We start from the raw sequence: 12,643 nt of genomic DNA on the forward strand, positions 1-12,643 counted from the left end.
GAGACTAGACCGTACAGTACCCATAGGACAAAAGGGTCGAAACGAAATCTGGAACGACGAAGAAGAGGTGTTGAACAGCGTGAACCCGCCAGCGGAGGAGGGGTTGAGTCGCTCGGCCCGCAAGCGCCGGGCCATCCTGGGCGCTGCGGAGGAGGTCTTCCTCAGGGGCGGTTACCTCGGGACGAACATGGACGAGATCGCCGCGCTGTCGGAGGTGTCGAAGCAGACGGTCTACAAGCACTTCGGCAGCAAGGAGGGGTTGTTCGTCGAGATCATCACCAGTATGACCTCTGGTGCGGGGGACGCCGTGCGCGACGAGACGCCCGATCCCGACCGGGTCGAGGACGTGGAGGCCTCCCTGCGGGACTACGCGCGCCGCCAGCTCACGGTGGTGCTCACGCCGCGGTTGATGCAGTTGAGGCGAATGGTGATCGGCGAGGTCGCGCGGTTCCCGGAGCTGGCGCGGGTGCTGTACGAGTGCGGGCCGCAGAGGGCGATCGCCGGGCTCGCTGAGAGCTTCGCCCGGTTGGGGGAGAGGGGGCTGCTGGCGGTGGAGGATCCCCTGCGTGCGGCGTCCCACTTCAACTGGCTGGTGATGTCGGAGCCGGTGAACCGGGCGATGCTGCTGGGGGACGAGGCCATTCCGACGGAGGCGGAATTGTGCCAGCATGCGGAGGAGGGAGTGCGGGTGTTCCTCGCGGCGTATGGGGTTGACGGTCGTTAGGGGAGTTGTGGGGCGTTTGGGTTTTATGGGGTTGGTGTCTGCTTTTCAGGAAGTTGGAAAAACGGGCGCTTGCCACTGGTAAGTTCGCAGGTGGTTGACTGTGCTCCCCGCGCACGCGGGGATGGTCCCTTCAACCCGCCCTTTGTTTCCCCTGTCCAGGCGTGCTCCCCGCGCACGCGGGGATGGTCCCGTACACGCGGCGGGGTTCACCAGCTGGTCCATGTGCTCCCCGCGCACGCGGGGATGGTCCCCACCCAAGCTCGGCGTCACCACCGGCACCGACGTGCTCCCCGCGCACGCGGGGATGGTCCCACCGGTAGCCCTTCGACCCGGAAGGAAGAGAGGTGCTCCCCGCGCACGCGGGGATGGTCCCCGGCCCTCGGGGGTGGACACATCAGGTGTTGGGTGCTCCCCGCGCACGCGGGGATGGCCCCGATCGCACCAGGGGCAGCTACCTCCCTCGTCACTCCAGGCCCGGCACACCCGGTCAGATCCGGTCAGACGAAGTACCGCGCCTGGAGGCGGAACAACTCGGCGTAGAGCCCATCGGCCCGGCTCAACGTGTCGTGGGTTCCGGTCTCCACGACCCGACCGCCGTCCAGGACCACGATGAGATCAGCCGCCCGGGCGGTCGTGAGGCGGTGCGTGACGAGGACGGTCACACCGCCCTCCTGGCGGCTCAGGTCGGCGTACTGCTGGAACAGCCGCTCCTCGGCCCGTGCGTCGAGGCTGGCGGTGGGCTCGTCCAGGATCCGCAGCAGCGGCGCCCGCCGCATCGCCGCCCGGGCGTTGGCGACCGTCTGCCACTGGCCGCCGGACAGTCCCTTGCCTTCCCACGACTTCCGTCCGAGCCGGGTGTCCAGGCCCTCGGGCAGCGAGGCGAGCAGCGCGTCGCCGCCGACCGTCCGCAGCGCCTCGATGACCCGCTCAGGGTCGTCGCGATGCTCGATCCGGCCCAGCCCGACCGTGTCCCGCAGGGACATCTCGATGTGCACCGGGTCCTGGAAGGCCGCCGTGATCCGTGCGCGCCACTCTTCCGGGGCGAACCGCGCGAGATCGGTTCCGTCCACCAGGACGCGCCCCTCACCGGGCTGGTAGAGGCCGCTGAGCATCTTGACCAGCGTCGACTTGCCCGCGCCGTTCTCGCCGACCAGCGCCACCACGGCGCCAGCCGGGAGTTCGAGGTCGATGCCGCTCAGCGCGGGCTGATCGCGGTTCCAGTACCGGAAACCCAGTCCCTCCACCCTGATGCCGCTCTCCAGCCGGGCGGGCACCGCCACCGGCGTGGTCGGCACGAGGGCCGCCCGCTCCGCGGTGCCCTCCTCCACCACGTCGAGGAACGCCCGGGTCGCCCGAAGCGACTCCAGCGACCAGAAGGACAGGTTCAGCAGGCTCTGAACCTGGCCGGTGATCTGGCTGCTGACGGCGACGGCCGCGACGATGAGGCCGAGCGGGGCGTCGCCGGACAGCCCGGCCCGCACCATCAGGGCGACGGCGGTCGCGTACGCCAGCACGAAGAGCAGCCAGGCCAGCGCGACCGGTACCCGGGCCAGCCGATCGGTCCGGGTGATGTCCCGGCCTCCGGCGTCCCACTCCTCGCGGTGCCTGCGCCGCAGTTCACCCGCCAGCCCGAAGAGGCGGGTCTCGCGGCCGGGTGCGGCCGTCGTGGCGAGCGTGAACAGGTGACCGGCCAGCCGGGTCCGGGGCGTGGCACGCTCCACGGCCCGACCGCGCCTCCTGTCCGCCGCTCGGGTGGCCAGCACCGCGGGGACGGCGAAAAGCGGCAGCAGGGCCAGGACCGGAACGACCGAGGCCATCAGGGCGGCCGAGGTGATCAGGGCCAGCGCGGCTCCGGCCAGCCACATCAGCCGGTCGAAGCCCGGGCCGATCTCGCCCCGCGCACCGCGGACCACCGCCGCCCTGTCGGAGCGGCTCGAACGCTCGTGGACCTCCAGCGTCGGCGTCGTGCCGACCACGTCGATGAACCGGCGCTCGACCTCGTTCTGGATCTCCTCCTGTAGGCGCAGGCGGGTGAAGTAACCGGCGATGAAGGTGCCCTGGGTGAGCATGACGAAGACCGCCACACACAGCGCGAGCACCACCAGGCCGCTGGCCGAGCCTCCGCTCGCCACTTCGCTGAACAGTCCGATCGCCACCGCGAGGCCGATCCCGGTGGCCTGTTCGAGAAGCGCCACCGCCACCACGATCAGGGAACGGAACCGGTCGGTGCGGTATCCGGTCGTGAGGACGAAGCGCAGGGCGCTGATCACGATGGTGCCTCCTCGAAACGCTTCGCCTGCAGGTGGAACAGTTCGGCGTAGCGGCCGCCGGCACTGATCAGGTCCTCGTGCCTGCCGTCCTCGACGATCCGGCCCTGATCGAGCACGACCACCCGCTCCGCCTTGCGCACGGTCGCGAACCGGTGGGAGATCGCGACGGTCGTGGCCCCCGCGGTGAGCTCGTGGAACGTGTCGTAGAGCCGGGCCTCGGCGCGGGCGTCCAGGCTCGCGGCCGGCTCGTCCATGATCAGGAGCCGTGCGCCGTGCCGCAGGCCGAACAGCGCCCGGGCGATGGCGATGCGCTGCCACTCGCCGCCCGACGCGTCGACCCCGCCCGTGTACCCGCTGGACATCACCGTGTCCCAGCTGTGCGGAAGTCCCTCGACGAACTCCAGCAGTCCGGCCTGCCGCGCCACGGACCGCAGGCCCTCCTCGTCGTCCGCGTGAGCCAGGGAGCCGAAGGCGATGTTGTCCCGCACGGTCAGCTCGTAGCGGCCGAAGTCCTGGAAGACAGCGACCACCTGACGCTGCCAGCTGCGGCGGTTGGCGTCCTCGACCGTGGTCCCACCGACGCGCAGACGACCCCCGCTCGGAGCGTCCAGACCGGCGAGGAGCCGGGCCAGCGTCGTCTTGCCGGCTCCGTTGAGACCGACGACGGCGAGCGACTGACCCGCGGGAATGTCGAGGTCGATGCCGTGCAGCACGTCGCCCGCGGCTCCGCCGTAGCGGAAGCGCAGCCCCTCACAGGAGACGGTCGCGACCGGCTCCGCCCAGCGAGCGGTGTCCGGCCCGCCCGGCGGTGCCACGACCGGGAAGGCCAACGCCTCGGCGGCCGCCTTGGAGCCGAAGCTGGTGCGCAGGTCGTCCTCGTCCGTCCGGAGCACCTGGAGAAGGGCCAGGAGGGCGAGGCCGCCGAGCGCCAGGTCGCCCACCGTCGTGCCTCCGGTGGCGGCCCGGTACGCCAGGTAGTAGAGGACCGAGGCGACCGTGAGGCCGGTGACCACGACGATCACGACGACGAACACGCGGTGCTCGCGCCGCCGCCTCCAGACCTCCGCCATGTTCACGCGCCACTCCGAGTGGTAGGCGTCGCGGAAGAAGGCCGTGAGGCCGAAGAGGCGCACTTCCCGGGCCGCGCCCGGCGTGGTCGGCACGTCCCGCAGGTAGGAGGTGCGGCGCAGCTTCTCCGTCTGGTTCGCAGTCTCGATGACAGCGATCCGGTAGTTGCGGACCAGCCGGGAGTGGAGCACGACGAAGACGGCGAAGACGATGAGCCCCAACCCCCAGGTGACCTGGGTGAGCAGAACCGCGGATCCCACACCGGTCACCCACAGCGAGGCCTTGGCCGAGAGGCCGAAGACCGCCTCCCCGGGCGGCATGTCGATGGTCCCCTCGCCCCGCGCCCGCCCGATCCGGTCCAGGTAGGCCGGGTCCTCCAGGTGGCCGATGGTCGTCGGCTCCGAGGCGGCCGTCATCACGCGCTCGCTCAGTCGGCCGGTGACCCGGCGGCCGAGGTCCCGTCCCAGAGCCGTGCGCGCCGACTCGGCGATGTGGGTGAGGAGGAACAGCACGACGATGAGGGCGACCCAGCGGTAGCACTCCCGTGCCGCCGGGGTGTCCAGCCCCTGGCCGATGGCCGAGGTGAGCCCGTCCACCAGTCCGCCGATGCCGATGGTGATGCCGACCGGGGCCGCACCGGCGAGGACGGCCAGCGCCGTGGTCAGGGTGGCCGTGCCCGGTGCGACGGAGAAGGAGTACCGGACCAGGGAGGGAAGCACCCACCGCGTCGCCGGGCGAGGCAGCGCCGTCGAGGGAGACAGTCGGCTCGTGTCGGCGCTCACGCCTGCTCCCCGTCGTCGGGGTTACGGGCGATCGTGCCCCGGACCTGGGTGCCTGCCATCTTTCCTCCTGGTCGACCGCGGGTACCTCTTTCGGGGCCGCTCCCGGGAAACCCACGGCCCGCGAGCGGCGGAAATCCTGTCGCCGACCCTGCGGGCTCCTCGCCTTTCCCGCTCGGACCCGGGAGAGCTGTGACAGCCCCCGCCGGAATACCGGTCCGGCTCGGCGAGGAGCACGCTACGGGGGAAACCGCTCGGGGCGCGACGGGTTTTTCCGGCGGCTGTCCGGAGCGTGGTGTGCCGGCGGTTTCCGCCTGGCTCGGCGCCTTCGACGATCCGGGTTTTGCTGTTCCAGCAAAGTTTCGTGACGCTCCCCTTGGTGCGAGTGCACCATCGCGGTACGCACCCCTGCGACGTGGTGATCACCGGTGACGGCCCGGCGGAGCTGGGCGCGGGGCTGACCCTGTGCCGTGCACCCGTGCACCCGTGCACCCGTTCACCCCGAGCCGGAGGCGCAAGCCGCCGAGCACGTACTCGGTGAACACCGACACGGCTCCACGCCCTGAAGAGACGTGAACCCGGACATGCCGATGAGCCCGCGACCCGACCCGGAGCGCGGACAGGAAGGAGCCCCGTGACCGAGCATCGCCCGCAACTCACGGAGGAAGAAGCAGCCGCCATGTTCGAGCCCGAGGGCTGGGACGAGAGGTACGCCGGTCAGGAGAGGTTCTGGACCGGAAACCCCAACCCGCAGCTCGTCGCGGCGGCGACCGGGCTGACCCCCGGTACCGCGCTCGACGTCGGCTGCGGTGAGGGCGGCGACGTGGTCTGGCTGGCCCGACAGGGATGGATGGTCACCGGAGCGGACTTCTCCGCCAACGGTCTGGCGCGGGCCGCCCGGCGCGCGGAGCAGGCCGGAGTCGCCGACCGGGTCGAGTGGTGGAGGGTCGACGCGCGGACCATCGCGGCGGACGGGCGGTCGTACGACCTGGTGACCAGCCACTACCTGCACGCGCCGGACGGCGGGATGGTGGACGTGACCCGCCTGCTGGCTCACGCCGTCGCGCCCGGCGGACATCTCCTCGTCGTCGGCCACACGCCGTCCGAGGAGTTCGCCCATATGACCGAGAAGCAGCGCAGGGCCATGTTCCTCGCCGAAGAACTCCTGCCCGGTCTGCCGGACGACTTCGAGGCCCTCGTGGTCGAGCAGCGGCCCCGGAAGCTGACCCGTGACGGAACCGCTGTGGACGCCCACGACTCCACGCTGTTCGCCCGCCGTCGACGCTGAGAGAGACCAGCACGAGGCATCTTGATGGGGTCCGACGGTTCTGGAAGCGCCTTTGACGGGGCGTTTTCGGGACCTGTTGTCTGCGGGAGCTTCGGGACCGCGGTATCCCCTTCTGTTGGTTGGTGATGTCGGAACCGATGAGCCGGGTTATGTTGCTGTGGGACGAGGTGGTCTCGGGGCGTGTGGCCTGGTGGCGATTGAGGGGTTTTGTTGCTTATGGGGTTTTGGTGGTGCATGTCTGTTTTTCAGGAAGTTGGAAATTCGGCTGCTTGCCATTGGTAAGTTCGCAGGTCGTTGACTGTGCTCCCCGCGCACGCGGGGATGGTCCCCCGGGCGGCAGGTTGGTCATGACCGTGCTCGTGTGCTCCCCGCGCACGCGGGGATGGTCCCACACACACAGTGCTCCCCGCGCACGCGGGGATGGTCCCACACACACAGTGCTCCCCGCGCACGCGGGGATGGTCCCCAGCAAAGCCGGTGGATCATCACCTCCACGGAGTGCTCCCCGCGCACGCGGGGATGGTCCCGTCGTCGATCGCGTTGCCCGTCGCCGGGGTCGGTGCTCCCCGCGCACGCGGGGATGGTCCCAAGAAGAACGTGCGCGTCGGCGTGGCCTTGCTGTGCTCCCCGCGCACGCGGGGATGGTCCCCGGGGCGCGAACACCGCCTACGCTGCTTTGTCGTGCTCCCCGCGCACGCGGGGATGGTCCCCAGCAAAGCCGGTGGATCATCACCTCCACGGAGTGCTCCCCGCGCACGCGGGGATGGTCCCAGACCCTGGGCGGTGAAGCGGCGGTCGATCCAGTGCTCCCCGCGCACGCGGGGATGGTCCCGCCAAGGGCGCCCGCTGCAACGGCGTGTACATGTGCTCCCCGCGCACACGGGGGTGGTCCCCTGGTGGCGCTGCCGTCCGGCGAGGTGGTCGTGTGCTCCCCGCGCACGCGGAGATGGTCCCAGGTTTAGCTCTTTGTCGTTGATCCCGGCGTAGTGCTTTCCGTGCGCACGGGGCACACCCGGCACACATGCCACTTGGTTTACACGGACGGGCAAACCTCCTTGGCCGGATGAGGACAGGGCGAATCCCTCTGTTTCGCTGCGAAGACATGTCGGACACCTGTTCAATGGCCGCCATGAAGCACGAAGGGCGCCCTCAGCCCTGGAAGGACCGCCTCTCCGAGGCCGCTCGCCGCGCGTGGGCCAAGCACGACTTCGACTCCAACGCCTGGCTTCCCCTCTACCGTCACATGGCCGACAGCGCCGCCGTCGCCACCAGGCTCTGGGACGAGTGGCTCCCCGCGCAGGTCCGCGACCACGTCAGCCGCGCACTCCCCAAGGGCGAGGACGACGCCCGCACCCTAGCCGTCTGGCTCGCCGCCACCCACGACATCGGCAAGGCAACCCCCGCCTTCGCCTGCCAGGTCGAAGACCTCGCGGACGACATGCGCCGCGAGGGTCTGGAGATGCCCCTCCAGAAGCAGATGGCCAACCGCGAACTCGCCCCCCACGGCCTCGCGGGACAGCTCATCCTCCGGGACTGGCTCGTCGCGAACCACGGCTGGAAGGCCCGCGACACCCACCAGCTCACCGTCGTCGCCGGAGGCCACCACGGAGTTCCGCCCGGCTACTCGGCCATCGACGAACTCGACCGGCGCCCCCGGCTCCTCCGCACCCCCGGCCACGAGCGCGCCTGGACCTCCGTCCAGACCGAACTCCTCGACACCGCCGCCCGCGTCACCGGAGCGGCCGAACGCCTCTCCGACTGGAACTCCCTCAAGCTCCCGCAGACCGTGCAGGTCCTGCTCACCGCCCTGGTCATCGTCGCGGACTGGATCGCCAGCAACCCCGAACTGTTCCCCCTCTTCCCGGGAGCGGGCGGGCGCAGCACCGACCCCGAACGCACCCGCGAGGCCTGGCGCCTCCTCGGCCTCCCCCGACAGTGGAAGGCCGAGGAGCCCGGCGGCACCGCGGCGGAGCTCTTCTCGGAACGCTTCGCCCTGCCCGAGGGTGCGACCGTCCGCCCCGTCCAGGAGCAGGCGGTCGAGGCCGCGCGGCGGATGTCCGGCCCCGGCCTGATGATCGTCGAGGCCCCCATGGGGGAGGGCAAGACCGAGGCGGCCCTGGCCGTGGCCGAGATCTTCGCGGCCCGGTCCGGCGCGGGCGGCTGCTTCGTCGCCCTCCCCACCATGGCCACCAGCAACGCCATGTTCGGGCGCTACCTCACCTGGCTCGACCGCCTCCCCGGAATGCCGGAGGAGGCCGCCTCCGTGTTCCTCGCCCACTCCAAGGCACACCTGAACGAGGAGTTCACACAGCTCATGGGCGGCGGACGCCGCCTGGCCGACGACACCGACCGCGACGCCGGGGACGGCGGATCCGGCGCGGGCCGCACCCCCCGCACCCCCGCCGCCCTCACCGCCCACCGCTGGCTCCGGGGCCGCAAGAAGGGCATGCTCTCCTCCTTCGCCGTCGGCACCGTCGACCAGCTCCTCTTCACCGGCCTCAAGAGCAAACACCTGGCCCTGCGCCACCTGGCCATGGCGGGCAAGGTGGTCGTCATCGACGAGGCCCACGCCTACGACACCTACATGAACGCCTACCTCGACCGCGCCCTGTCCTGGCTGGGCAGGTACGGCGTCCCCGTGGTCGTCCTCTCCGCGACCCTGCCCGCCGGGCGCAGGCGCGAGCTGGCCGAGGCCTACACCGGCGCCTCGGGGGAGGGGTACGAGGAGATCGGGAAGGCTCGCGCCTATCCCCTCATCACCACGGCCGAGGTCGGCGCCGCGCCCCGCCTGCACACCCCCGCCGCCTCCGGCCGCGCCACCGACGTGGTCGTGGAACCCCTGTCCGACGACCTCGACGCGCTCACCGCGCGCCTGGAGCACGCCCTGGCCGACGGCGGCTGCGCCCTGGTCGTGCGCAACACCGTCGCGCGCGTCCACGAGGCCGCCGCGCACCTGCGCGCCCGCTTCGGCGCCGACACGGTCACCGTCACGCACTCGCGCTTCCTCGCCCTGGACCGCGCCGCCAACGACGACGCCCTGGTGGCCGACTACGGGCCGCCCGCCAAGGTCGCCGAACTGGGCGGGGAGCGCCCCACCCGCCACATCGTGGTCGCCAGTCAGGTCGTGGAGCAGTCCCTGGACGTGGACTTCGACCTCCTGGTCACCGACCTGGCCCCCGTCGACCTCCTGCTCCAGCGCATGGGCCGCCTGCACCGCCACCCGCGCGGCCGGGACCAGTCCGACCGGCCCGAGCGCGTGCGCCGGGCCCGCTGCCTGGTCACCGGCGTGGACTGGGACGAGGCGCCGCCCGCGCCCGTGCGGGGTTCGCGGACGGTCTACGGGCAGTACCCCCTGCTCCGCTCCCTGGCCGTGCTCCGCACCCGCCTGGAGTCCGGTGCCGCGGACGGGGACTCCGCCCGCACGGTCCGCCTCCCCGAGGACATCAGCCCTCTCGTCCAGGACGCCTACGGCGACCAGGACCCCGCCCCCGGCGCCTGGCAGGAGGCGATGGCCGAGGCCCTCGACGCATACGAGACCGAACAGGCGCGCAAGGGCGAGAAGGCCGAGACCTTCCTGCTCAAACCGGCGGCCCGGGACGGTCGCGCGCTCATCGGCTGGGTCGAGGCCGGGGTCGGCGAGGCCGAGGACACCCAGGCCGGCAGGGCCCAGGTCCGCGACACCCGCGACAGCCTGGAGGTCCTGGTCGCCCGCCGCGCCGCCGACGGCACCGTGACCACCGTTCCCTGGCTGGCGGACGGGCGCGGCGGACTGGACCTGCCCACCGGCACCGCGCCGCCGCCCGCCTCCGCGCGGGCCCTGGCGGCCTCCGCGCTCCGGCTGCCCTACCAGTTCACCTTCCCCAAGGAACTGGACCGGGCCATCACCGAACTCGAAACCGACCTCGTCCTCGCCTGGCAGACCAAGGACGCCCACTGGATCGCCGAGGAGCTCGTCCTCTTCCTGGACGAGGACGACCGCGCCGAACTCGCCGGATTCCGACTGCACTACACCCCGACCGACGGACTGGAGGTCCACCGTGCCGACTGACGCCTCCGGGCCAACGCCACCCCCACCGCGACCCGCGCCCCCACCGACGCCCCCGCCCTCCTTCGACCTGACCAGCCGCCCCTGGGTCCCCGTCCAGCGGCTCGACGGGACGGAGGCCGAGCTCTCCCTCACCGAGGTCTTCGAGCAGGCCGCGCGGATCCGGCGTCTGGTCGGCGACGTGCCCACCCAGGACTTCGCCCTTCTGCGGCTGCTCCTGGCGATCCTGCACGACGCGATCGACGGCCCGGAGGACATCGAGGACTGGGCGGACCTGTGGAACGACGGTGACGGCGACCTTCCGGCTGACCGGGTCCGCGACTACCTCGGCGAGCACCGCGACCGCCTCGACCTGCTGCACCCGACCGCGCCCTTCCTCCAGGTGCCGGACCTGCGCACGGCCAAGGGCGAGTACTCCTCCCTCGACCCGATCGTGGCCGACGTCCCCAACAACGCGCGCTTCTTCACCATGCGCGCGCACGGGGCCGAACGCCTGGGCTTCGCCGAGGCCGCCCGCTGGCTCCTGCACGCCCACGCCTACGACACCTCCGGGATCAAGTCCGGAGTGGTCGGCGACCCCCGGGTCAAGGGCGGCAAGGTCTACCCGCAGGGGGTGGGGTGGTCCGGGAACCTCGGCGGGATCCACGTGGAGGGCGACGACCTGCGCGCGACCCTCCTGCTCAACCTGCTGCCCCGCGACACCGACAACCTGCGTTCGCGCCCCGACGACCGCCCGGCCTGGCGCCGGGCCCCGGCCACCGCCGAGGCACTCGGGGGAGCGGAGGCCCAGACCCGCCCCCACGGCCTGCGCGACCTCTACACCTGGCAGAGCCGACGCGTTCGGCTGCACCACGACGGTGAAAGCGTCCACGGGGTCCTGCTCGCCTACGGGGACCCGCTCACCCCGCGCAACAAGCACGACCGGGAGCCCATGACCGCCTGGCGGCGCAGCCCCGAGCAGGAGAAGAAGCTCGGTGAGGAGCAGGTCTACCTGCCCCGGGACCACGACCCCGCCCGCAGCGCCTGGCGCGGCCTCGCCGCCCTGGTCACCGGCCGCGTCCGGGGCGCCGAACAGCGCCGCGAGGCCGCGAAGATCGTGCGCCCCCGGGTGTTGGACTGGATCGCGCGCCTGACCGTGGAGGAGCACCTGGACAAGGGCTTCCTCGTCCGCGCACGCCTGGTCGGAGTTGATTACGGCACCAAGCAGTCCGTCGTCAACGAGATCGTGGACGACACCGTCGCCATGCCCGTGGTCCTGCTGCACGAGCAGGACAGCACCCTTGGTCAGACCGCGGTCGACGCGGTCAACGACGCCGAGGAGGCGGTCATGGTCCTCGGGGACCTGGCCACCGCCCTGGCCGAGGCGGCGGGCGCGGAGACCGAGGCCCCCCGGGCCGCCGCCCGCGACCGGGGTTTCGCGGAGCTGGACGAGCCCTTCCGCAAGTGGTTGCGCGACCTGCGCCCCTCAGAGGACCCCCTCTACCCGGACGAGCAGCGCCGCGTCTGGCAGCTCAGGGCACACCGGATCGTGTCCCGGCTCGGCGACGAACTCATGGACACGGCCGGGGAGGCCGCCTGGACGGGCCGGGTCGTGGCCACCAAGAACGGCTCGGCCTGGCTCACCGCCTCCCGGGCCGACCTGCGCTTCCGCTCCGCCCTGCGCAGGGCGCTCCCGCTGACCAACACCGACCACTCCCCGCAGGAGGAGCAGTGACCACCACGAGCACCGCCGGGTTCGTGCCCGAACTCAGGGACGTCGGGAAGCTGGTCGACGAACGCGTCCGCCAGCTCCAGGGCGGCTACCTCAAGGACCTCCCCGACGCCGTCGCCACCCTGGCCAAGCTGCGCCGGGGCGCGGGCAAGCCCATCGAGGCCGTGCCCGAACTGGTGGGGCTGACCCTGGACCACCGCTTCTACGAGCGCTTCTCCGTCTCCGACCCCCGCACCGAGGACGCCGAGGCCGCCGCGCACGAGGCGCTGACCCTCTACGCCCTGCACCAGCAGTCCAAGCGCGAGAGGGGCATGCACCGGCGCGGACGCGACCTCGGCGGGGCCGTCCGCCGACTCATGCCCGCCGGGGACATCGACGAGCCGCTGCGCAGGAGGTTCGTGCAGGCGGGGAGCGCCGTGCACCACGCCACCCGCCTCGACCGGCTCCGGGGGATCGTCCAGCTCCTGCGCGCCGAGGACGTCCCGCTCGACTACGGACTCCTGGCCGACCAGCTCCACGACGCCCGCACCCGCCCCGGGGCCGAACGCGTGCGCCGGGCCTGGGGGCGCGGCTTCCAGGCCTACCGGCACTCGGAGGGCACCGACGCGGGCGGCACCGAGGCCGACGGCGCCACCGGCCCCCAGGGCACGGAGACCGCGACCGGCGTCTCCGACTGACAAGGCCCCCACCGCCACCGGAGCCCTTTCCGGGGTCCGGCACCACCAGCCCGCTTCGCCCCCGCCCCGCCCGAGTGCGCC

At 72.0% G+C, this 12,643-nt stretch carries 7 protein-coding genes and 2 CRISPR repeat arrays; of the genes, 5 read left to right on the forward strand and 2 right to left on the reverse strand.

The features are described from left to right. Window positions 1-79 precede the first annotated feature (79 nt). Window positions 80-724 (forward strand): TetR/AcrR family transcriptional regulator, encoded by a 645-nt coding sequence (locus HGB44_RS24665; RefSeq protein ID WP_231972381.1) that lies wholly within the window; start codon window positions 80-82, stop codon window positions 722-724. Between the two features lie 100 nt (window positions 725-824). Next, window positions 825-1,158: direct repeats of the CRISPR family, unit length 29 nt; unit sequence GTGCTCCCCGCGCACGCGGGGATGGTCCC. Between the two features lie 63 nt (window positions 1,159-1,221). Here HGB44_RS24665 and HGB44_RS24670 read toward each other — a convergent pair. Together HGB44_RS24670 and HGB44_RS24675 are read right to left on the reverse strand one after the other, a co-directional pair. Next, window positions 1,222-2,994 carry an ABC transporter ATP-binding protein gene (locus HGB44_RS24670; protein WP_061080071.1) on the reverse strand — a complete coding sequence of 591 codons (1,773 nt, stop codon included), beginning with the start codon at window positions 2,992-2,994 and terminating at the stop codon, window positions 1,222-1,224. Continuing rightward, entirely contained in the window at window positions 2,991-4,844 is a 1,854-nt protein-coding gene (locus HGB44_RS24675; RefSeq protein ID WP_061080070.1) for an ABC transporter ATP-binding protein, read from the reverse strand. The genes HGB44_RS24670 and HGB44_RS24675 overlap by 4 nt, the downstream gene beginning before the upstream one ends. Window positions 4,845-5,475: 631 nt before the next feature. On the opposite strand from HGB44_RS24675, the gene HGB44_RS24680 reads away from it, so the two are divergent. From HGB44_RS24680 to casB, 4 genes are all read left to right on the forward strand, one after another. After that, on the forward strand, window positions 5,476-6,129 hold the full coding sequence (locus HGB44_RS24680) for an SAM-dependent methyltransferase (RefSeq protein WP_231972380.1): 654 nt from the start codon (window positions 5,476-5,478) through the stop codon (window positions 6,127-6,129). Window positions 6,130-6,429: 300 nt separating this feature from the next. Beyond that, window positions 6,430-7,083: a CRISPR direct-repeat array (repeat unit 29 nt; unit sequence GTGCTCCCCGCGCACGCGGGGATGGTCCC). A gap of 166 nt (window positions 7,084-7,249) precedes the next feature. Next, window positions 7,250-10,177 carry a CRISPR-associated helicase/endonuclease Cas3 gene (locus tag HGB44_RS24685; RefSeq protein ID WP_061080068.1) on the forward strand — a complete coding sequence of 976 codons (2,928 nt, stop codon included), beginning with the start codon at window positions 7,250-7,252 and terminating at the stop codon, window positions 10,175-10,177. Then, window positions 10,167-11,888, forward strand: coding sequence for a type I-E CRISPR-associated protein Cse1/CasA (gene casA, locus HGB44_RS24690; protein WP_231972379.1), 1,722 nt, complete (start codon window positions 10,167-10,169; stop codon window positions 11,886-11,888). Before HGB44_RS24685 ends, casA begins: the two co-directional genes overlap by 11 nt. Beyond that, complete coding sequence (gene casB, locus HGB44_RS24695) at window positions 11,885-12,562, forward strand: type I-E CRISPR-associated protein Cse2/CasB (protein WP_061080067.1); 678 nt, start codon at window positions 11,885-11,887, stop codon at window positions 12,560-12,562. The genes casA and casB overlap by 4 nt, the downstream gene beginning before the upstream one ends. The last annotated feature ends 81 nt before the right edge of the window (window positions 12,563-12,643 follow it).

The organism is Nocardiopsis alborubida (assembly GCF_012396365.1).
Lineage (GTDB): Bacteria > Actinomycetota > Actinomycetes > Streptosporangiales > Streptosporangiaceae > Nocardiopsis > Nocardiopsis alborubida.